This is a genomic window from Enhydrobacter sp. (assembly GCF_030246845.1).
In the GTDB taxonomy this organism is placed as follows: domain Bacteria; phylum Pseudomonadota; class Alphaproteobacteria; order Reyranellales; family Reyranellaceae; genus Reyranella.
This window is the reverse complement of sequence record NZ_CP126889.1, coordinates 3,136,061-3,157,660: the sequence shown is the minus strand read 5'-3', so window position 1 is coordinate 3,157,660 and position 21,600 is coordinate 3,136,061. Positions and strand designations below refer to the sequence as shown.

Below are 21,600 nucleotides of genomic sequence, written 5' to 3'. Positions count from 1 at the left end.
GGCGCCTGTCTACGCCTTCCCCGTCGCAGCAACAACCTCGTGCGTTCCGGCCCAGATCATGTCGAGGGCGACATAGACGACGATGGCGAAGCCGATCCACGCGACCCAGTGGTAGCGGTCGAGGATGCGGGCGATGAAGTTGGAGGCGACGGCCATCAGCACCACCGAGAGCGCAAGGCCGATCCACAGCACCGCCTTGTGGTCGCGCGCCGCGCCGGCCACGGCGAGCACGTTGTCGAGCGACATGGAGATGTCGGCCAGGATGATCTGCAGCATCGCCTGGCCTGCCGACTTGGGCTGTGCGCGCGCGCTCTCGGCGGGCAGCTCGCCCACGGCATGGCGGCTCTTCATGCGCAGCTCGCGGTACATTCGCCACGCGACCCACAGCAGCAGCAGGCCGCCGGCCAGCGTCAGGCCGACGATCGCGAGAAGCTGGGTGGTGATCAGCGCAAAGCCGATGCGCAGCACGGTGGCGCCGGCGACGCCCCAGAAGATGATCTTGGCCCTGCTCTCCTTCGGGAGGCCCGCCACCGCCATGCCGATGATGATGGCATTGTCCCCCGACATCACGAGGTCGATCAGAACGACCTGCAGGAGGGCCGACAGCGAGGCGGCGTCCAGTTGTAGCCCCAGAGTATCCATCTGCGCTCCGCTCGTCCCGAAATTGCCTCGAGGATCTCGACTTCAAGAATTCGCCTTAGCCCTTCCCGGCCTGACGGGCATGGAGCCGGGCGAGAAGCAGGCCGACAAGGACGACCAGACCGGCGCCCAGGGCGGCGCAGATCGTCTCCGCATGGGGAACCGTGTGATCGAGCCAGTCGGCGATGGTTACCGGCCTCACGAACTCGACGAGCTGGCCGGTGGCGTCGACCTGATCGACCCGGCCCTCGCCAGCGATCACCTCGCCTGCGATCCAGCCGATCAGGGCGGCGCCGACCAGGCCGAGCCAGGGAAAGCGGTCCAGCACATGGGAGATCAGCGTCGCACCGAAGACAATGATCGGAATGGAGATGACCAGGCCGGTCGCGATCAGCGTGAAATCGCCCTTCGCCGCCGCGGCGATGGCGATCGCATTGTCGAGGCTCATCACCGCATCCGCGACGATGATCGTCCAGATTGCCGCCCAGATATTGTCGTGCGCCTTGATCTTTGCCTCCTCCTCCTCGTCGAGCAGCAGCTTGACGCCGATCCACAGCAGGAGCGCGCCTCCCACCAGCTTGAGATACGGCACGGCCAGCAGCAGGCCGATCACGGCACAGAAGACGATGCGCAGCACGATGGCGCCGGCGCTGCCGAACAGGATCGCCGGCCTGCGATATCGGTCGGACAGGTTGTGGCACGCCATCGCGATCACCATGGCATTGTCGCCCGACAGAATGATATTCGCGACGATGATCTCCCATAGCGCGGCCCAGAACGCGGCCGATGACAGATCGGGTACTACGAAGACCATTCAATTCCTCCGGGGGCGCCGCACCATAACGGCCGGACCGACCCTGTAAACCCCGAACGCCGCGTCACGGACCTCTTGCGCGGCGGCACGGGGCGGACTATCGCAGCGCGCGAAAGCGAGATCGCATGGCGATTGCCGGCGGCTACAATAAGATGTTCCCCGTGTCGTGGGCGGAGCTGCACCGGGATGCCCGGGCGCTCGCGTGGCGGCTGGCCGATCTCGGCCCGTTCAAGGGGCTGGTGGCGGTCACGCGCGGCGGTCTGGTGCCGGCGGCCATCATCGCCCGCGAGCTCAACCTGCGCCTGATCGACACGGTGTGCTGCTCGACCTACGACCGCATGGAACGCGGCGCCCGGGTCGAGGTCCTGAAGGGGACGACGGCCGCCGACGACAAGGGCAAGGGATGGCTGATCGTGGATGACCTGGTCGATACAGGGGTGACGGCCCGCGCCGTGCGTGCGCTCCTGCCGGAGGCCCATTTCGCGACGGTCTACGCCAAGCCTGCCGGCCGGCCGGAGGTCGACAGCTACATCACCGAGGTCAGCCAGGACACCTGGATCCTGTTCCCCTGGGACCAGGAAGCGGTGATGGCCAAGACCATCGTCGAGATGAAGGCGGGCCAGTAGCGATCACGCAGCGCGAACATTGCGGCACCTTCGGCTCGGCGCCGCGTGCGTGGTAGTCTACTGCCATGAAGAATCTCTGGTCCCACAGCGATGCCAAGGCGGCGGTCGCGCATCACGCGGCAAAGGGCATTGGCGAGGATTTGGCGCTGCGCGTCTACACCACGCGGCTGCTCGGCGGCGAACCCCGCCTGGTGCTGCATGGCGGCGGCAATACTTCGGTCAAGACGACCGTCACCGATCTCACCGGCGCACCCGTCGAGGTGCTGTGCGTTAAGGGCAGCGGCTGGGACATGGGCACGATCGAGGCGCCCGGGCTGCCCGCCGTGCGTCTCGCCCCGCTCGGCGCCCTGATCGGGCTGCCGGCGCTCAGCGACGAGGAGATGGTGAACGTCCAGCGCTGCAACCTTCTCGACAGCAAGTCGCCGAACCCTTCGGTGGAAACGCTGCTGCATGCCTTCTTGCCGCACAAGTTCATCGATCACACGCACTCGAACGCCGTATTGGCGCTGACCGACCAGCCGGATGGCGCGGCGCTCGCGGCCGACGTCTTCGGCAAGCGCGCCGCGCTGGTGCCCTACATCATGCCGGGCTTCGCGCTCGCCAAGAAGGCGGCCGAGGTGAGCCGGGCGAATCCCGATGCCGAGGGATTGATCCTGCTGAAGCACGGCATCTTCACCATGGGCGCCACGGCCCAAGAGGCTTATGTGCGCATGATCGACCTGGTGACCTTGGCCGAGCAGCGGTTCGCCGACGCCAGGCGCAGGATCTTCCCGGCGGCATCGCTTCCGGCAGGACCGGCCACGGCGGCGGACGTGGCGCCGATCCTGCGCGGCCTGCTCTCGATTCCCGCGCAAGCCGGTGGACGAGAAGCCGCCCGGCGCTTCGTGTTCGAGTTCCGCACCAGTCCGGAGATTCTTGCTTTCGTCAACGGCAAGGACATCGCGCGCTACAGCCAGCAGGGTCCGGTGACGCCCGATCATGCGATCCGCACCAAGCCTACCCCGCTGGTCGTGCCGCCGCCCGAGGCCGGAAAGCTGGATATCTTCAGGGCCGGGGCGCGGAAGGCGCTCGACAAGTACATCGCCGACTACCGCGGCTACTTCGCGCGTCACAATGCCCGACAGGCGCCGCCCAAGACGGAGCTCGATCCCGTTCCGCGCGTCGTACTGGTGCCCGGCCTCGGCCTGTTCGGTATCGGCAACAGCTCCAGGGACGCCAGGATCGCGGCGGACTTGGCGGAGACCACGGTCGAGGTGATCGCCGACGCCGAGCGGCTGGGCCGTTACGAGAGCATTCCCGAGCCGGACATCTTCGATATCGAGTACTGGTCGCTGGAGCAGGCCAAGCTCGGCGCGGCAGCGGAGAAGCCGCTGGCACGCCGCATTGTGGTCGTCACCGGCGGCGCCTCGGGCATCGGCGCCGCCACCGCGCAGGCCTTTGCGCGCGAGGGCGCCGAGGTGGTCGTGCTCGACCGCGACATCTCGACGGCCAAAGGCGTCGCCATCGCCTGCGACGTGACCAAGCCCCTCGAGGTGCGGGCGGCCTTCGACAAGGTAGCGGCGACCTACGGCGGCATCGACATCGTCGTCTCCAACGCGGGTGCCGCCTGGCAGGGCAAGATCGGCGAGGTCGACGAGGCGATCTTGCGCCAGAGCTTCGAGCTCAATTTCTGGGCCCACCAGAGCGTGGCGCAGAACGCCGTGCGCATCATGAAGGCGCAGGGCCTGGGTGGCTGTCTGCTCTTCAATACGTCCAAGCAGGCGGTGAATCCGGGCCCCGACTTCGGCCCCTACGGGCTGCCCAAGGCGGCGACGCTGTTCCTGAGTCGCCAGTATGCTCTCGACCATGGCGCCGACGGCATCCGCTCCAATGCGGTCAACGCCGACCGCATCCGCTCCGGCCTGCTCACCGACGAGATGATCGCCCGGCGCTCCAGGGCACGCGGGGTCAGCGAGGCCGACTACATGGGCGGCAACCTGCTCGGCCTCGAAGTGACGGCCGACGATGTGGCGCAGGCCTTCGTCGCCCTCGCCAAGGCCACCAAGACGACCGGCGCGGTGATCACCGTCGACGGCGGCAACATCGCGGCTGCGTTGCGTTAGAATCATAGGCGCGGCCCACTCCCCTGGCGCATCATGGATATCGAGCGCCGGCCAATGGCCCGCGGCGACGAGGAGGAAGATGTCGATTGAGCTCCATCCGCTGACGCCTCATATCGGCGCGCGCATGACCGGGATCGATGTGCGCCGACCGCTTACGTCCGCCGAAGTCGGGGCGATCGAGGCGGCGATGGACAAATACGCCGTGCTCGTGCTGCCCGGCCAGGACATCACCGACGAGCAGCAGCTCGCGTTCTCCCGCAATTTCGGACCTCTCGAGGAAGGCGCAAACTCCGGGGCGCGCGACTCGGAGCTGCGCCTGCCGGTCGTATTCGCCGACGTCTCCAATCTCGACAAGCAAGGCCATATCGCTCCTCGCGACAACAAGAAGCGCATGGCTGCCCTCGCCAACCGCCTCTGGCACTCCGACGCGTCGTTTCGGGCGGTGCCGGCCCGGTACTCGATCCTGAGCGGCCGGGTCGTCGCCGTCGAAGGCGGCAACACCGAGTTCGCCGACATGCGCGCGGCCTACGATGCCCTCGACGAGAGGACCAAGTCCGAGGTCGAGGATCTCGTCTGCGAGCATTCGCTGATCTACTCGCGCGGGCAGCTCGGCTTCACGGAGTTCCTGCCCGACGAGCGGGTGGCCATGAAGCCCGTGCGCCAGCGTCTGGTGCGAAAGCATCCTGTCACCGGTCGCAAGTCGCTGTTCCTCGCCTCGCATATCGGGACCATCGTCGGCTGGCCGAGGCCCGAGGCCATGGCGTTCATCCGCGACCTGATCGAGCACGCCACGCAGCGCGAGTTCGTCTATGCGCACCGCTGGACGCAGTTCGACCTCGTGATCTGGGACAACCGCACGACCATGCACCGTGTCCGCCGTTTCGACGATCTGCATGTGGTTCGCGACATGCGCCGCACGACGACGCGCAGCGACGGCCCGACGGCCGAGCAGGAGGCGGCATGACGCTCGCCACGCGCCAGGTCGGCAAGACCCAGCTGGAGGTCACGACGCTCGGCTTGGGCGGCGCGCCGATGGGCGGCTTTCGCGCCACCATCGGCGACAGGGAGGCGGTGGAGCTGGTCGACGAGGCCTATGCCGCGGGCGTGCGCTACTTCGACACTTCGCCCTTCTACGGCTACGGCCGCAGCGAGTTGCGCATGGGCGCGGCGTTGCGCGAGAAGCCGCGCGGCGACTATGTGCTCTCGACCAAGATCGGGCGCGTGATGCACGCGCGGCGGCCCGGCGAGCAACTGCCGGCCGATTTCCGGGAAAACGGCCTGCCGGGCTTCGTGCCCGAGTTCGACTACACCTACGACGGCGTGATGCGCTCGCTGGAGCAGTCCCATCTGCGACTGGGGCTTTCGAGGATCGATATCGCGCTGGTGCACGATGTCGACTTCTGGACCATAAAGGACCGCGAGATTCTCGATCATCGCTTCCGGACGGTGATGGGGTCGGGCTTCCGGGCGCTCGACGAGTTGCGCAAGGCGAGTGTCATCGGGGCGATCGGCGTCGGCATCAACGAGGCCGACACCAGCCTGCGCTTCATCCAGGCGGGCGACTTCGATTGCATGCTGCTGGCGGGCCGCTACACGCTTCTTGAGCAGGGCGCGCTGCACGAGTTCCTGCCCGAATGCGTGAACCGCGGAGTCTCGGTGATCCTGGGTGGGCCCTACAATTCCGGGATCCTGACCGGCGGCGTCGGGCCCGGCGCCACCCACGACTACGCGCCGGCGCCCGCGGCTCTGATCGAGAAAGCCCGGAGAATCGAGGCGATCTGCAAGCGGCACGGCGTTGCGCTCGGCGCTGCAGCGCTGCAGTTCCCGCTCTTCCATCCGGCGCTGTGCTCGGTGATTCCCGGCGCGCTCAGCGCCCGCGAGGTGACCCAGAACGTCGAGCGCATGAAGGTCAGGATACCGGCCGATCTCTGGGGCGAGCTCAAGCATGAGAAGCTCCTCGAGGCCGACGCGCCGACACCGAACTGAGGAAAGGCCATGAATATCATCGACGCGCAGGTCCATATCTGGGGCCAGACCATCAAGCCGCCGACGGGCGCGCATCGAAAAGTTTCGAAGTTCACGGCCGAAGAGCTTTTGAACGAGATGGATGAAGCCGGCGTCGATGCGGCGTTGATCCATCCACCCTCGAGCTGGGATCCCGATTCGAGCAGCCTCGCCATCGCGGCAGCGAAGAAATATCCCGATCGCTTCGCCGTGATGGGCCAGTTTCCACCCGACAATCCCGCCAACGAGAAGCTCATGGCGGGCTGGCGCCGGCAACCGGGCATGAAGGGGCTGCGCTGGGCGCTGCTCTACCCCGAAGAGCAGCGGCTGCTGCATGAGGGCAAGCTCGACTGGATCTGGCCGGCGGCGGAGAAGGCGGGCCTGCCGGTGGCCATGATGGGCGGGCTCTTCCTGCCGCAGTTCCGCAAGATCGCCGAGGCGCATCCCGGACTCAAACTGATCATCGACCATTGCGGCCTCTTGCGCCTGGAGAAGGACGAAGCGGCGTTCGGCAATCTCGACGGGCTGTTGCCGCTTGCCGGGCTCCCCAACGTCGCGATCAAGGCGACGGGCGCACCGGGCTACTCGACGCAGCCCTATCCGTTCCGCAACCTTCACGACGGGCTGCACCGCATCTTCGACGCCTTCGGGCCCGACCGGTTCTTCTGGGGCACCGACATCACCCGCATGCCCTGCAGCTACCGCCAGTGCGTGACCCTGTTCACCGAGGAGCTGCCCTGGCTCAGAGGCTCCGATCTCGAGAAGGTCATGGGCCGCGGCCTCTGCAAGTGGATCGGCTGGGACTACAGGTTCGACGATTGAAGTTATGAACGCTGTGTCATCCCGAACGCAGCGAGGGATCTTTCGCGATACCGATTAAAGATCCCTCCCTGCGCTCGGGATGACATCTCGCCTTTAACGCGTCGTCTTCAACACCTGCCCGCGGATCTCCCCGTCGGGGAACTTCTCGGTCTGCACGTCGATGTACCAGCGGCCGGCCAGCAGGTCCGTCGCCTGCTGTTCGGTGAGGGTAGCGCCGCCGACATGCGTCGTTCCGTCGAACGGCAGATTGAGTGGCACGATGGCGCGCTCCGTCCCCATCGCGTCGGGCCCGTGGAAGGCGGCGCGCGTGATCGGCGTGCTGAGACCGTTCACGACCAGTCGCCATTTCAGGATATGCGTGACCGTCGAATACTGCGCCGTGAGATAGCCGCCGGCCGTGCTGGCGTTGGACGGCGCCTCGCTGGCGCCGCTGAGCGTGGCGCCGAGCTCGATGTTCGAACCGCGAGGCTCGCTCACATAGGACATGCAGCCCCCCAGCAGAAGCAAGGCCGCGGCGAGCAGCAGGCGGACGGCGGGATGCTTCATGAGACCTCTCGACGCTAGACGCGATGGTGCACAGGCATCCGACCGTAGACGGGCGTCGCGAGTCCTTCCAGCCGCGCCTTGAGCTGCAAGGCAAGGAAGCGCGAGTAGTGCCGCGACTGCGCAAGGTTGCCGCCGTGGAACCACAGCCCTTGCTGCGCCGTGGGCTTCCACATGTTGCGCAGCTCGCCTTCCCACGGTCCCGGATCCTTGGCTGTGCCGGAGCCCAGCCCCCAGCACTTGCCGACCTTGTCCGCCACCTCCCGCGAGATCAGCGCCGCCGCCCACTGGTTCATGGAGCCGTAGCCCGTGGCGTAGACCACGAGGTCGGCCGGAAGCTCGCTGCCATCCTTCAGCACGACGGCCGTCTCGGTGAGATGGTCGATCTCGACACCGGAACGCAGCTTGATCTGGCCGTCGGCGATCAGGTCGGAAGCGCCGACGTCGATGTAGTAGCCCGCGCCGCGGCGCATATACATCTGCCCGATGCCTGATTCGTCCTCGCCGAAGGTGAGCATGAAGCCGGCGGCCTGGAGCCTGGCGTAGAACTCGGCATCGTCCTTCTTCATCTGCGCCGTCACCGGCCGCGCAGCCTCGGGCTGCAGCGCGTACGGCCAGGACGCCGCCGTGAAGTCCGCCAGCTCCGTGGTGACGCCCGCGCGGACTGCTTCTTCCGAATAGAGCGGACGGCCGATGCGCGCGAGCGTCTCGGAGCGCGCCACGAGAGTCGGCGATCTCTGCAACATGGTGACTTGGGCGCCGTGCTCCCACAGATCGGCCGCGATGTCGTGCGCCGAATTGTTCGAACCCACGACAACGCATCGTTTGCCGCCCCAGCCCTCGCCGCCAGCATGCTGGCTGGAATGGTGCTGCACGCCCTTGAAGCGCTCGGCGCCGCGAAAGCGCGGAACTTCCGGAAAGCCCGACATGCCGGTCGCCAGCACGAGGTGTCTGGGCCGCAGCGTGACCGGGCGACCCTCGCGCTCGACCTCGACCGCCCACTGCCGCTTCGCCTCGTCCCATGCGGCGCGCTTGCACATCGCCGAGCTCCAGTAATCGAGCTCCATGATCCTGGTATAGGCCTCGAGCCAGTCGCCCATCTTGTCCTTGGGCGTGTAGACCGGCCAGTGCTCGGGAAAGGGCAGGTACGGCAGGTGGTCGTACCAGACCGGATCGTGCAGGCAGAGCGACTTGTAGCGCTTGCGCCAGGCGTCGCCCGGCCGCGGATGGCGATCTACGATCAGCGCCGGCACGCCGAGACGCTTCAGGCGCGCACCGAGGCCCATGCCGCCCTGGCCGCCGCCGACGATCAGCACGAACGGCTGATGCGAGAGGCCGAGCCCGGCATCGGCGTTGCGCCGGTCGGTCCAGGTCACGCGGTCGCGGATGGCGCCATGTTCCGTACCCATCTCGCGCGTGAGACCGGTCTTCTCCTCGAACCCTTTCAGCTCCGTGAGAGCAGTGAAGAAGGTCCAGGCCTTGCCGTCCTTCAGACGAAGGTGACCGCGGCCGCGCCCCACCTCGGTCTCGAAGCTGAACCAGCCGTCACCGCTGTCGACGACGAACGAACGCGGCTGGACGTCCGCCAGCCGCGCCTTCAGCATGTCTGCGATCGCGGCCCGGCCTTCGAAGGTGACGATGTTCCAAGTGAAGGCGACCAGATCGCGCCAGTAGCTCGTCTTTGAAAACAGTGCCGCCGCGGCAGCCGTGTCGCCGCGATCGAGCGCCTCCGCGAAGTTCCCGAGCCAGCGCGACGTCGCCAGCGACTTCTCCTGAATGTTCATGTCGTTCCGTTAGCGCGGAGGCAGTCCCGCCACAACCGTGCGGGATGTCCGTTCCGATCCGTGATAGGACAGGCGTTGCATGCAGCAGCCGCTTCGCATCGCCTCGCTCACCGTCCTCGCCATGCTGGCCTTTGCCGGCAACTCGCTCCTTTGCCGCCTCGCCCTGCGCGACACGACGATCGATGCGGCAAGCTTCACCTCGATCCGCCTGGTTTCGGGCGCCGTGATGCTGGCCATCCTCATGGCCGGCCGTGGCGCCAGACCGTGGACCGCAGGAACGTGGCCCGCCGCCGCGATGCTCTTCGCCTACGCCGTCACCTTCTCCTTCGCCTATCGGCAGCTCACCGCGGCGACCGGCGCCTTGCTGCTGTTCGGCGCGGTCCAGATCACGATGTTGGGTTACGGCCTTGCGACCGGCGAGCGCCTGCAGGGCCTGCAATGGCTGGGATTGTCGGTTGCCGTCGCCGGTCTCGTCGGGCTGCTGCTGCCCGGCATCGCCGCGCCGCCGCTGATGGGCGCGGCCTTCATGCTCGCAGCCGGCGCCGCCTGGGGCGTCTATTCCCTGCTCGGGCGCGGCGTGACCGACCCGGTGGCGGGAACCGCGGGGAATTTCCTGCGCGCAGTGCCGTTCACCATCGCGCTGAGCCTTGCGACGACGGCGCAGGCGAGCTTCGACGCCACCGGCATCCTCTATGCCGTCGCTTCGGGCGCCATCACTTCGGGCCTGGGCTACGTGTTCTGGTATGCCGCCCTGCCCGCCTTCAAGGCGGCGTCGGCCGCAACCGTCCAGCTCAGCGTGCCGGCACTGGCAGCCCTCGGCGGAGTCCTGCTGCTGGCCGAACCACTCTCGCCGCGCCTGCTGATCGCGTCGGTCGCGATCCTGGGCGGCATCGCCCTCGTCATCCTGCGGCGACGCTGAGGTGCAAGAGCTGGTGACAGCTATACCAGGATAAGGTCGCCACTTGTACTAGGCTATAGATTGCCGCGATCTTCCGGCCCGACCGGCGGACCCGGGCCGGCGCCGGCTTCGATCTGCGGATTTGGCCGCTTGTCGGCCGACGACGAGCAGGGAGAAGATCACGCGAGGAGGAACGCGCCCATGAAGTACGACGTCATCTCCGCCGACGGCCATGTCGACCTGATCTGGCTGCCGCCCGACCTCTTCACCAGGAACGCCTCCGCCGCGATGAAGGAGCGCATGCCCTACGTCGTGGACGGCCCCAAGGGGCCCGAATGGACGAGTGCAAAGGGCGCCAAGTTCGGTCTGGTGAACGGCATGGGCTCGGCCGGACGCGAATATGTGCCGGGCGTGATCCATCGCTCGGACCGCATGGCTTCCACCGGCCTCTATGACGACGGCAAGAAGGGCATCCGTCGGCTCACCGAGCCCGGGCTGCGACTCGGGGATCAGGACCGCGACGGCGTGCAGGCCGAGGTACTGTACGGCATCCTGGGCGCGAGCGGCCGGCTCAACGATCCCGAGGCCTCGACCGAGGTGCTGCGCATCTACAACGACTGGCTGCACGATTTCTGTCGCGCGGCGCCCGACCGGCTGATCGGGCTGGCCAACATTCCCAACCACGACATGGCGGTCGCGACCGCCGAGATGCGCCGCAATGCCAAGCGCGGCGTGCGCGGCTTCGACGTCGCCAACAAACCCGACATGACGCCGCTCTGGGATCCGTTCTGGGAGCCGCTGTGGCAGGTGGCGCACGAGACCGGCATTCCGATCCACTTCCACACGATCGGCGGACGCTCGCCCGACGTCTCGAAGATGCCGGAGTTCGTGAAGCGGCGGGTCCACGCCTGGCACATCACCAGCTTCCAGATGCATATGAGCTATATGCTGATCTCGCTGATCTTCAGCGGCGCGCCCGAGCGCTATCCCAACCTCAAGATCGTGATCGGCGAGGCCGGGCTCGGCTGGATCCCCTACGTGCTGCAGCACATGGACCTCGAATGGGAGGACCAGTTCAAGGATCTCGACCTCAAGATGAAGCCGTCCGAATACTGGCACCGCCAGTTCTATGCCACCTACCAGACCGATCCTGTCGGCATCCGACTGCTCGACCTCCTGGGCGAGGACAATGTCATGTGGGGCTCGGACTATCCGCATCCCGACGGCATCTGGCCCGACTCGCAGGAATTTCTCGATCGCGAGCTTTCGGCGATCACGCCGCAGGCGCGCCGCAAGATCACCCGCGACAACGCGATGAAGCTTTATCGACTGGCCAACTAGCGGGCCAGCCCGCCGACAAGTCTCGATGCTAGAAAGCGGCGCTCTGGGCGATGGCGGATTGCGCGGCCATTGTCTCGGAGGCGAAGGACTTGATGTCGGCGACCTGCTGGACCAGGCCGAGCTTGCGGCTGCACAGCGGCCAGTTCCAGACGCCGTCCTTCTCGAAGATCACGAACTTCGCCAGCGCGGCTGCCCGCCGGTAGTCGTGCGCCAGCGCGACCGCCTCCTTGACCGACAGGATGCGGCCATCCATTTGCTGGACGTAGTTGATCACCGTGCGCGGCGTGAACTGGAAGCGGCCGACGAATGCACCGCGGCCACCGTAGATCGGTTGCGCCGAATCGCCGACGCCGCCGCTCTCGCACATCGAGAGCTCGCGCAACATCTCGTCCTTGCGCTCCTCGACGTCGCGCATGCGCATGTCCGCGCGTGCCTCGGTTGAGAGAGCGGTACGGGGGGGAGAGGGCTTGGTACAGCCGGCGATTGCGAGCAGCACCAGCAACAGAGGATAGCAGGCAGGTCTCACGCACCGCCTTTTCCCACAGGAATCGGTCCGGCGTAAACCCTCGATCTGGGGATCGATTCATCCCACCTGACGAAACTTTCCGGCCCAGTATCTGGCGCGCAGGACTTTCTTGTCGACCTTGCCCACGGCCGTGAGCGGCAGATTGTCCACGATCTCGATCTGCTTGGGTGCGTGTGTGCTGCCCTTGCGCTCCTTCACCAGTTGCATCAGCGCTTCGCGCGAGGGCTGTGCTCCGGCCCTGGCGACGATCAGCGCCGCGACCGCCTCGCCCCATTTCTCGTGCGGCACGCCGATCACGGCGGCGACGGCGCGACGACAGGACATCCTCGACTTCGCGCGGATAGATGTTGAAGCCGCCGGAGACGATCATGTCCTTCTTGCGGTCGACGATATAGATGTAGCCTCGCTCGTCGGCGCGCGCGATGTCGCCGGTGTGCAGCCAGCCGCCCTTGAAGGTCTCCGCTGTCTGCTCGGGCCGCTTCCAATATTGCTCCATCGCGTGCGGCGCGCGCACGCAGATCTCGCCCGGCTCGCCGGACGTTACCTCCTCGTTGTCCTCGCCGCGCAGACTCACGGCACAGGAGGCGACGGGGAAGCCGCAGGAGGAGAACAGCTCGGGACGTCGGGCGTCGTGATCGCGCCTGCGCAGCACGCTCACCGGATAGCATTCGGTCTGCCCATAGAGCTGGCTGAACACCGGGCCGAGCCGCTCCAGCCCCTCGACCAGCCGCGTCGGCGACATCGGCGAGGCGCCGTAGAGAACGAGCTCGAGCGAGGAGAGATCGGTGCGGTCGAGCGCCGGATGATCGAGCAGCACGTAGATCATGGTCGGCACCAGCAGCGTGAAGTTGATCCTTTCGCGCTCCAGCGTGACGAGGAAGCGCTCGGGATCGAAGCCCCTCATCAGATGGACCGTGCCGCCCTTGAGCAGCGTGGGCAGCACCTTCGTGCCGGCGACATGCGTGATCGGCGCAGCCGCGAGATAACGCGGCGTTTCGGGCAACTCGAAATCCGCAGCCACCGCCAGCGTCATGGCGGCGGGCCGAGCGGTGGCGACGAATGGCGCCTTTCGACCGGCCGGTCGTGCCGCCGGTGTAGCTGATCACCGCATAGTCGTCGGCCGTCGCGAGATCGACCGGCCTCGACTCGCCGACGCGAGCCGCCGCGTCGCGCAGGTCGCGGCCGAAATCGGTCGGCCCCAACGTAAGCACCTGCTTCAGGCGATCGGCCGCCCGCGCGGCGAGCTCGCCGCCGCGCTGGCCATGCGTGGCCGGATCGACGATCAGCGCGCTCGCCTCTGCGTCCTCGATCACTTCGAGATGGTCGCCGAGCGACGCCAGCGGATGCAGCCACGTGCTGACGACGCCCAGCCCCTGCGCCGCCGTTCCGGCGCACCACGCCTCGGCGCTGTTGGCGCTCAGGAACGCGACCGTCTCGCCCTTGCGCAATCCGACGGCTGCCATTGCCGCCTGCAAGCGACCGATCATCGACAGGGCGCCGCGATAGGTGAGGCTGCCGCCATCCCAGGCGAAGGCCATGCGTTCCGGGAAACGCGCGAGTGCCCGCAGCACCAGCGTCGTGCCGGTGGGCGCCTCGGTAATCGCGGCATTCATGTCGTTCCTCCCGTGCGATACCGATCAGCTCAGGGTGCCGGATGCACCGTCATCCAGTGGCGGGCGATCTCCTCGCGCGTTGCGACCCAGACCTTGGGTTTGGCGCCGACATAATCGAGAAAGCGCGCCAGGGTGGCGGCGCGGCTCGGCCGACCGGCGAGGCGGCAGTGAAGACCGACCGACATCATCTTCGGCGAGCGTGCGCCCTCGGCATAAAGCACATCGAAGGCATCCTTCATCGCCTGTAGCCAGCCGTCGCCTTGGGTGAAGCCCGGCGCCACGGCGAACTTCATGTCGTTCACCTCGAGCGTGTAGGGAATGACCAGGTGCGGCGTGCCGTCAACGCGCACCCAATAGGGCAGGTCGTCGTTGTAGGAATCGCTCGAATAGAGGAAACCGCCATGCTGCACGACGGCCTTGAGCGTGTTCATGCCGAAGCGGCCGGTATACCAGCCGACCGGTGGCTTGCCGGCTGTCTCCTTGATCGCCTTCACGGCCTTCCTGATGTGATCGAGCTCCTGCTCGAGCGCGAAGTCCTTGTAGTTGATCCAGCGCCAGCCGTGGCTCGCCACCTCGTGCCCGGCCTCGGCCATCGCCTTGCCGGCGACGGGATTCAGCTCCAGCGCACGGCCCACGGCCCACGAGGTGAAGCGCATATTGCGCTCGGCGAAGAGCCGCAGGATGCGCCAGAAGCCGGCGCGGCTGCCGTACTCGTAGATCGACTCGGTCGAGAGATCGCGCGCGCCCTGCAGCGGCACGCCGCCCGGCGTTTCGGTGAGATAGATCTCGGATCCGGCATCGCCGTTCAGGATCGTGTTCTCTCCACCCTCCTCGTAGTTCAGCACGAAGCTTACGGCGATGCGCGCCTCGCCGGGCCATTGCGGGTCTGGCGGATGGGCGCCGTAGCCGACCAGGTTGCGATCGAGGTGATTGTGCATGGCGCCCCAAGCCTCCGCAGGATTGAAGGTCGACTATGGGGCCGGTATAGCTCCGACGACAAGCTCGAGGAGGCAGGATGGGCGTGGCCCTCAAGGAGAGCTCCGGCGCGGTGCGCGAGGATCGGCTGTGGCAACGGCATGCCGACATGGCCAGGCTCGGCGGCACGCCCAAGGGCGGCGTCAATCGCCAGGCGCTGTCGGCCGAGGATGCGGCGGCGCGCAACCTCTTGATGGAGTGGGCCAGGGCGCGCGGCTTTTCCGTTTTCACCGATGCGATCGGCAATCTTTTCGTGCGGCGCGACGGCACCGACGCCAAGGCACCGCCGGTGATGAGCGGCTCGCACATGGACAGCCAGCCGACCGGCGGCCGCTTCGACGGCATGTACGGTGTGCTGGCGGCCTTCGAGGCGCTGGAGGCGCTGGAGGATGCCGGCATCCGCACGCGGCGGCCGGTGATCGCGGTCGCCTGGACCAACGAGGAAGGCTCGCGCTTCCAGCCCGGCGCCATGGGCTCGGCGGTGTTCGCCGGCATCTACCGGCTCGACGAGATGCTGGCGACGAAGGATTGGCAAGGCGTCGCGCTGAAGGATGCGCTGGCCGAGACGCTGAAGGCCGCGCCGGCGCCAATGCGCGAGGGCCCGCCAGGCTTCGATGTCGGCTTCTACGTCGAGGCCCATATCGAGCAGGGCCCGCGCCTCGAGGCGGCAAGCAAGACGATCGGCGTGGTGACGGCGATCCAGGGCAGCCGCCGCTACATCGTCGAGATCGACGGCGAGGAGGCGCATGCCGGCACGACGCCGCGCGCCGCCCGCAAGGACGCCTTTGTCGCGGCGACGCGCATCGCGGCCGCGATGTACGAGGCGACGACCGACGCCGACGACACGCTGCGCTTCACCATCGGCCGCGTCGAGGTCTCGCCCGGCTCGCCCAACACGGTGCCGGGCAAGGTCACCTTCACGATCGACATGCGCCATCCCGACGACGGCATGCTGGAGACGCACGAGAAGAAGCTGCGGGACATCGTGGCGCGCAAGGCCAGGCCCTGCCCTGCCCGCATCGAGCGGGTGACCAATGTGGCGCCCACCTTGTTCGACCCCCGGGTGATCGACCTGGTGCGCAACAAGGCCCAGGCGCTGAAGCTCGCCCACATGGACATGCCTTCCGGCGCGGGCCACGACGCCATGCATATCGCCAGGCTCTGCCCCGCCGGCATGATCTTCGTGCCCTGCGAGCGCGGCGTCAGCCACAACGAGAGCGAGAATGCCACGCCCTCCGACCTCGCCGCCGGCGCGCGCGTTCTGGTCGCGGTGCTGCAGGAGCTGGCGAATCGCTAGGCCGCCGAACAGACGCCGTGTCATCCCGAGCGCCGCGAGGGATCCTTCGCGACGCCGATCAAAGATTTCTCGCTACGCTCGGGATGACGCCGTTACTTGAGGAGCCATCGTGTCCAAGAAATTGTCGTCCGAGCTCGTCTCGATCCTGTCCGACCTGATCGCGCTGCCGAGCCCCTACCCGCCCGGCACGTCGGTCGAGATCTGTGCCTATGCGGCGAAGCGCCTGAGGAAGGCCGGCTACAAGGTGGAGATCGCGCGCAAGGTGAAGGGCGTCGACAACGTCGTGGCGCGACGCAAGGGCAGGGGCAAAGGGCCGGTCGTCGCCTTGAACGCCCATGTCGACACGGTGGGCGTGGGCGAGCGCGCCAACTGGAAGAGCGATCCGTTCAAGGCCCTGGTGAAAGGCGGCCTCGTCTACGGCCTGGGTGCCGGCAACTGCAAGGGGAGCATGGCCGTCCAGCTCTGGCTGGCCGAAGAGATCGCACGGCGCGGCGGACCGGCGAAGGGCGAGCTGATCTTCACCTTCGTGGCCGACGAGGAGAATCTCGGGCCGAACGGCATGGAATATCTGCGCAAGAGCGGCAAGGTGCGGCCCGATGCGCTGATCCTGGGCGCGCAGACCGAGAACAATCTGATCGTGGCCGAGCGCGGCGTGATGTGGGCGCGCCTCACCACCAAAGGCAAAGCGGCCCATGCCGGCAATCCCGCCGCGGGCGACAACGCGGTCCTGCGCATGATGCGGCTCGTCGGCGCCCTGCAGTCCTACTACGACGAGGCACTGGCGAAGCGTAGATCGGGCGCCATGAGGTCGACGGTGAATGTCGGCATGTTCCATGGCGGCCACAACACCAACGTCGTGCCTTCGGCCTGCACGGCCGAGATCGACCGTCGCCTGCTGCCCGGCGAGAAGGTGAAGGACGCGTTCGCCGAGCTGAAGCGCGTGGTCGATTCGGCAGGTGAGCCGCGGAGCCTCTATCGCGTCGAGTTCCTGACCGGCACCAACGGCTTCTTCGCGCCCGAGAACGGGCAGGCCGTCACGGCCTTCGAGGCGGCCATCAAGGAACAGACGGGCCGCAAGGCCAAATTCCTCAACGCCACCGGCGTCAGCGATGGCCGCTACTACGCCGACGACGGGATCGAGATCATCAATTTCGGGCCTGGCTCCGGCGCGCAGGGTCACGCCGCGAACGAAAGCGTTCCGATCGCCGAAATGGTCGCGGCGGCGCGGATCCAGTTGGAAGTGGTGAGCCGACTGCTATCCTGAGGGGATGGATTACGACGCGATCGTCATCGGCGCCGGCATTTCGGGCCTTTACCAGCTCTATTGCCTGCGCAAGCTCGGCCTCGAGGTCCGGGTGTTCGAGACCGGCACGGGCGTGGGCGGCACGTGGTACTGGAACCGCTATCCCGGCGCGCGCTTCGACTCCGAAAGCTATTCCTACGGCTACTCCTTCTCCCAGGAGCTGCTGGACGAATGGCACTGGACCGAGCATTTCTCGCCCCAGCCGCAGACGCTCAAGTACCTGAACTACGTCGCCGACAAGTTCGACCTGCGTCGCGACATCCAGTTCAGGTCGCGCGTGACGGCGGCGCACTACAAGGAAGAGACGCGCGGCTGGGAAATCACGCTGGAGGGCGGCACCCGGCACAGCGCGCGCTTTCTCGTCACTGCCGTCGGCCCCCTCTCGGCGCCGACCATGCCCAGGATCGAGGGCATCGATACGTTCAAGGGCCTATCCTGCCATACCGCGCGCTGGCCGCACGAGCCGGTGAGCTTCGAGGGCAAGCGCGTCGCCGTGATCGGCACGGGCGCGACCGGCGTGCAGACCATCCAGGAGGTGGCCAAGACCGCAGGCACCCTCACCGTCTTCCAGCGCACGCCCAACTGGTGCGCGCCGCTGCACAACGCCCCGATCGGCGAGGAGGAAATGCGCGAGATCAGGTCGCGCTACCCCGAGATCTTCGAGCGCTGCCGCGAGACCTTCGCCTGCTTCCTGCACACGCCCGATCCCCGCGCCACCAGCGAGGTCACACCGGAGGAGCGCGAAGCGGTCTTCGAGAAGCTCTACGGCAACCGCGGCTTCGGCATGTGGCAGGGCAACTTCCGCGACATTCTGGTCGACCGCAAGGCGAACGCCCTCGTGAGCGACTTCGTGGCGCGCAAGATCCGCCAGCGGGTGAAGGATCCGAAGGTGGCCGAGAAGCTGATCCCCAGGAACCACGGCTTCGGCACGCGGCGCGTGCCGCTCGAGACCCGGTACTATGAAGTCTACAACCAGCCCAACGTGACGCTGGTCGATATCGGTGAGACACCGATCGACCGCATCACGCCCAAAGGCATCAAGACCAGCGCCGCCGAGCACGGGTTCGACATCATCATCTACGCCACGGGCTTCGACGCCATCACCGGCAGCTTCGACCGCATCGACATCCGCGGCGTCGATGGCCTGCGGTTGAAGGACAAGTGGAAGGGCGGGCCGCAGACCTGGCTCGGCGTGCAGGTCGAGGGCTTCCCCAACATGTTCATGGTGATGGGTCCGCACACCGCTCTCGGCAACATCCCGCGCAGCATCGAATACAATGTCGAATGGGTGATCGGCGTGATCCGTTACATGCGCGAGCACGGCTTCACCCGCGCCGAATGCCAGCCCGAGGGCGTCGCAGCCTGGACCGACCACGTGAAGGCGCTGGGCGAGGGCCTGCTCTCCAACGAGGTCGACTCCTGGATGACCGGCATCAACCGCAACGTCGAGGGCAAGCAGACCCGCATCGTCGCCCGCTACAGCGGCAGCGCCCCCGCCTACCGCGCCCGCTGCGACGAGGTCGCTGCCAACGGGTACAAGGAAATGGCGCTGTCGTAGCCAGCATATGTACGGGTGTCATCCCGAGCGCAGCGAGGGATCTTTGGCAGCGCCGATCAAGGATCGCTCGCTGCGCTCGGGGCGACACGAAAGCAATAATAATCAGCGGCCTCACGCCGTCTTCTGCGCCTTGAGCCCGAGCTTGCCGATCGTCTGCTCGCGCATCACGAACTTCTGGATCTTGCCGGTGATGGTCATCGGGAAGGCGTCCACGAACTCGATGTAGCGCGGGATCTTGTAGTGGGCGATCTGGCCCTTGCAGAACTCGCGGATCTCCTCCGCCGTCGCGCTCTGGCCGTCGCGCAGCTTGACCCAGGCGCAGATCTCCTCGCCGTACTTCTGATCCGGCACGCCGATCACCTGCACGTCCTGCACCTTGGGATGGCGGTAGAGGAACTCCTCGATCTCGCGCGGATAGACGTTCTCGCCACCCCTGATCACCATGTCCTTGAGGCGGCCCACGATGTTGACATAGCCCTCCGCGTCCATGGTCGCGAGGTCGCCGGTGTGCATCCAGCCGCCGTCGTCGATCGCCTCGGCCGTCTTGTCGTCGTCGTTCCAGTAGCCCTTCATCACCGAGTAGCCGCGGGTGCAGAACTCGCCGGTCTCGCCGCGCGGCACGCACCTGCCCTCGGTGTCGACGATCTTGATCTCGATATGCGGCAGCACCTGCCCGACCGTGGAGACGCGGCGCTCGACGGGATCGTCGGTCGCGCACTGGGTCGAGACCGGCGAGGTCTCGGTCATGCCGTAGGCGATGGTGACCTCGTGCATGTTCATCTTGCTCTGCACGCGCTTCATCACCTCGATTGGGCAGGGCGAGCCCGCCATGATGCCGGTGCGCAGGCTCTTGAGGTCGAACTTGTCGAACTCGGGATGGTCGAGCTGGGCGATGAACATCGTGGGCACGCCGTAGAGCGCCGTGCAGCGCTCCTCGGCGACGGTCTGCAGGGTCGCCAGCGGATCGAACGACTCGGCTGGATAGACCATGGTCGCGCCGTGTGTCAGGCAGCCGAGATTGCCCATCACCATGCCGAAGCAGTGGTAGAGCGGCACAGGGATGCAGAGCCGGTCGTCGGGCGTGAACTTCAGGCCTTCGGCGACGAAGAAGCCATTGTTCAAGATGTTGTGGTGGCTGAGCGTGGCGCCCTTGGGGAAGCCCGTCGTGCCCGAGGTGAACTGGATGTTGATGGCGTCGTCGAACTGCAGCTTCGGCCCGATCTCGGCGAGCTTCACCCGCTCGGCGTTGCCGCCGGCCTTGGCGACATCGTCGAAGTTCAGCATGCCCGGAGTCTTCTCGCCGCCGAGCCGGACGATGTGCTTGAGGTGCGGGAGCTTCCTGTCCTTCATCAGATCGGCCACGATCTCGAGATAGTTCGAGGTCTTGAGCGCCGGCGCGAGGACCAGCGCCTTGCACTCGACCTTGTTCATGGCGTACTCGAGCTCGGCCCGACGGTAGGCCGGGTTTACGTTCACCAGCACCAGCCCGGCCTTGGCCGTGGCGAACTGCGTCAGCGTCCATTCCGAATTGTTGGGCGCCCAGATACCGATGCGATCGCCGCGCTGGAGGCCCAGCGACAGCAGGCCCGCCGCCAGATCGTCGACCCGGCGGCCGAGCTCGCCCCAGCTCCATCGGACGTTCTGGTGCTTCACGACCAGCGCCTCGCGGTCGCGATGGGTCTCGACGGTGCGGTCGAAGAAGGCGCCGATCGTCTCGCCGATCAGCTTGTTCCGGGAAACGCCGTGGTCATAGGAAAGCTGTGTCATGGCCGAGTGTTTTTCCTCCCAGTCCCGAGTTAATCTCGTTCAGGGCCCCTTCCGCAAGCCGGTTAGGGTCCGCCGCCATGCAGGTTCCCTTCACGACCGTCGATGTCTTCACCGACCGGAAGTTCGGCGGCAACCCGCTGGCCGTCGTCACCGATGCGCGGCGTCTGTCGGGCGAGCAGATGCAAGCCGTTGCCGCCGAGTTCAACCTGGCCGAGACGACCTTCGTCCTGCCGCCCGGCGACCGCGCGCACACGGCCGAGGTGCGGATCTTCACGCCCAAGGCCGAGATGCCGTTTGCCGGCCATCCCAATATCGGCACGGCCTTCGTGCTGGCCAAGGCCGGCAAATGCCTCGGCCACAAGGTCGCAGGCGATCGACTGGTGTTCGAGGAGAAGGCCGGTCTCGTGCCGATCGACCTGATACGCGACAAGGGCGAGGTGATCGCGACCCGGCTGGCCGCGCCGCAGCCGCTGACGCTCGGCGACGAGATCGCCGTCGACATCGTCGCCGAGGCCTGCTCCCTTCCACCGACCGAGATCCAGACCGGCGTGCATCGGCCGATCATCGCTTCCTGCGGCGTGGGCTTCGTCATGACCGAGCTCCGGTCGCGGGAGGCACTGGCGGCCGCGCAAGGCCGCCAGGATGCCTTCCGGCGCCACCTGCCCATGGAGCGCGCCGTCGGCATCCATCTCTATGTGCGCGGCGAGGACGGCGATCTCGACATCCAGAGTCGCATGTTCGCGCCGCTCTACGGCGTCCCCGAGGATCCGGCGACCGGCAGCGCCAACGTCGCCCTGATCGGCCTGCTGGCGCACTTCGATGCGCGCGCCGACCTCACCCTGAGCCAGACCATCGGCCAGGGCTTCGATATGGGCCGTCCCAGCATCCTGCAAGCCTGTGCCGAAAAGCGAGCCGGCAAGGTGACTGCGACCCATATCGGCGGGTGCTGCGTCGAGATGATGACGGGGACAATCGAGCTCTGACAGGC

General features: G+C 66.9%; 18 protein-coding genes and 1 pseudogene. 11 read left to right on the top strand and 8 right to left on the bottom strand.

What is annotated here, in order from left to right; all coding sequences use genetic code 11:
* Nucleotides 1-9 precede the first annotated feature (9 nt).
* Complete coding sequence (locus OJF58_RS15825; protein WP_300778664.1) at nt 10-642, bottom strand: YjbE family putative metal transport protein; 633 nt, start codon at nt 640-642, stop codon at nt 10-12.
* A 55-nt stretch (nt 643-697) separates the two neighbouring features.
* On the bottom strand, nt 698-1,453 hold the full coding sequence (locus OJF58_RS15820; RefSeq protein WP_300778663.1) for a TerC family protein: 756 nt from the start codon (nt 1,451-1,453) through the stop codon (nt 698-700).
* 125 nt (nt 1,454-1,578) lie between these two features.
* Between OJF58_RS15820 and gpt the strand changes: the two genes are divergently transcribed.
* The 5 genes from gpt (at nt 1,579) to OJF58_RS15795 (ending at nt 7,007) form a co-directional block, all read left to right on the top strand.
* Nucleotides 1,579-2,079 carry a xanthine phosphoribosyltransferase gene (gene gpt, locus OJF58_RS15815; RefSeq protein ID WP_300778662.1) on the top strand — a complete coding sequence of 167 codons (501 nt, stop codon included), beginning with the start codon at nt 1,579-1,581 and terminating at the stop codon, nt 2,077-2,079.
* 65 nt (nt 2,080-2,144) lie between these two features.
* Nucleotides 2,145-4,181 (top strand): bifunctional aldolase/short-chain dehydrogenase, encoded by a 2,037-nt coding sequence (locus OJF58_RS15810; RefSeq protein ID WP_300778660.1) that lies wholly within the window; start codon nt 2,145-2,147, stop codon nt 4,179-4,181.
* Between the two features lie 79 nt (nt 4,182-4,260).
* Complete coding sequence (locus OJF58_RS15805) at nt 4,261-5,145, top strand: TauD/TfdA family dioxygenase (RefSeq protein WP_300778659.1); 885 nt, start codon at nt 4,261-4,263, stop codon at nt 5,143-5,145.
* On the top strand, nt 5,142-6,167 hold the full coding sequence (locus tag OJF58_RS15800; protein ID WP_300778658.1) for an aldo/keto reductase: 1,026 nt from the start codon (nt 5,142-5,144) through the stop codon (nt 6,165-6,167). Before OJF58_RS15805 ends, OJF58_RS15800 begins: the two co-directional genes overlap by 4 nt.
* A gap of 9 nt (nt 6,168-6,176) precedes the next feature.
* The gene (locus OJF58_RS15795; protein ID WP_300778657.1) at nt 6,177-7,007 is read left to right on the top strand and encodes an amidohydrolase family protein; all 831 of its coding nucleotides are present in this window, start codon (nt 6,177-6,179) and stop codon (nt 7,005-7,007) included.
* Between the two features lie 93 nt (nt 7,008-7,100).
* On the opposite strand, the gene OJF58_RS15790 is transcribed toward OJF58_RS15795, so the two are convergent.
* Nucleotides 7,101-7,553: a CHRD domain-containing protein gene (locus tag OJF58_RS15790; protein ID WP_300778656.1), complete on the bottom strand. Its 453-nt coding sequence runs from the start codon at nt 7,551-7,553 to the stop codon at nt 7,101-7,103.
* A gap of 14 nt (nt 7,554-7,567) precedes the next feature.
* Nucleotides 7,568-9,334: an NAD(P)/FAD-dependent oxidoreductase gene (locus OJF58_RS15785; protein WP_300778654.1), complete on the bottom strand. Its 1,767-nt coding sequence runs from the start codon at nt 9,332-9,334 to the stop codon at nt 7,568-7,570.
* 79 nt (nt 9,335-9,413) lie between these two features.
* Here OJF58_RS15785 and OJF58_RS15780 point away from each other — a divergent pair, with 79 nt between their 5' ends.
* Together OJF58_RS15780 and OJF58_RS15775 are read left to right on the top strand one after the other, a co-directional pair.
* The gene (locus tag OJF58_RS15780; protein ID WP_300778653.1) at nt 9,414-10,253 is read left to right on the top strand and encodes a DMT family transporter; all 840 of its coding nucleotides are present in this window, start codon (nt 9,414-9,416) and stop codon (nt 10,251-10,253) included.
* 180 nt (nt 10,254-10,433) lie between these two features.
* Entirely contained in the window at nt 10,434-11,573 is a 1,140-nt protein-coding gene (locus OJF58_RS15775) for an amidohydrolase family protein (RefSeq protein WP_300778651.1), read from the top strand.
* A gap of 28 nt (nt 11,574-11,601) precedes the next feature.
* Here the strand turns inward: OJF58_RS15775 and OJF58_RS15770 are convergent, their stop codons facing one another.
* The 3 genes and pseudogenes from OJF58_RS15770 to puuE form a co-directional block, all read right to left on the bottom strand.
* A complete protein-coding gene (locus tag OJF58_RS15770) occupies nt 11,602-11,988 on the bottom strand; it encodes a hypothetical protein (RefSeq protein WP_300778650.1) in 387 nt (128 codons plus the stop codon).
* Nucleotides 11,989-12,156: 168 nt separating this feature from the next.
* A pseudogene (locus OJF58_RS27165) lies at nt 12,157-13,712 on the bottom strand (AMP-binding protein).
* A gap of 29 nt (nt 13,713-13,741) precedes the next feature.
* On the bottom strand, nt 13,742-14,650 hold the full coding sequence (puuE, locus tag OJF58_RS15750) for an allantoinase PuuE (RefSeq protein ID WP_300778648.1): 909 nt from the start codon (nt 14,648-14,650) through the stop codon (nt 13,742-13,744).
* Between the two features lie 77 nt (nt 14,651-14,727).
* Here puuE and OJF58_RS15745 point away from each other — a divergent pair, with 77 nt between their 5' ends.
* The 3 genes from OJF58_RS15745 to OJF58_RS15735 all read left to right on the top strand — a co-directional run bounded on the left by OJF58_RS15745 (nt 14,728) and on the right by OJF58_RS15735 (nt 18,845).
* On the top strand, nt 14,728-15,984 hold the full coding sequence (locus OJF58_RS15745; RefSeq protein ID WP_300778647.1) for a Zn-dependent hydrolase: 1,257 nt from the start codon (nt 14,728-14,730) through the stop codon (nt 15,982-15,984).
* 109 nt (nt 15,985-16,093) lie between these two features.
* Nucleotides 16,094-17,248 carry an ArgE/DapE family deacylase gene (locus tag OJF58_RS15740; RefSeq protein ID WP_300778645.1) on the top strand — a complete coding sequence of 385 codons (1,155 nt, stop codon included), beginning with the start codon at nt 16,094-16,096 and terminating at the stop codon, nt 17,246-17,248.
* Nucleotides 17,249-17,252: 4 nt separating this feature from the next.
* On the top strand, nt 17,253-18,845 hold the full coding sequence (locus OJF58_RS15735; RefSeq protein ID WP_300778644.1) for an NAD(P)/FAD-dependent oxidoreductase: 1,593 nt from the start codon (nt 17,253-17,255) through the stop codon (nt 18,843-18,845).
* A 111-nt stretch (nt 18,846-18,956) separates the two neighbouring features.
* Here the strand turns inward: OJF58_RS15735 and OJF58_RS15730 are convergent, their stop codons facing one another.
* Nucleotides 18,957-20,612 (bottom strand): AMP-binding protein, encoded by a 1,656-nt coding sequence (locus tag OJF58_RS15730; protein WP_300778643.1) that lies wholly within the window; start codon nt 20,610-20,612, stop codon nt 18,957-18,959.
* A gap of 77 nt (nt 20,613-20,689) precedes the next feature.
* Between OJF58_RS15730 and OJF58_RS15725 the strand changes: the two genes are divergently transcribed.
* Nucleotides 20,690-21,595 (top strand): PhzF family phenazine biosynthesis protein, encoded by a 906-nt coding sequence (locus OJF58_RS15725; RefSeq protein WP_300778641.1) that lies wholly within the window; start codon nt 20,690-20,692, stop codon nt 21,593-21,595.
* The last annotated feature ends 5 nt before the right edge of the window (nt 21,596-21,600 follow it).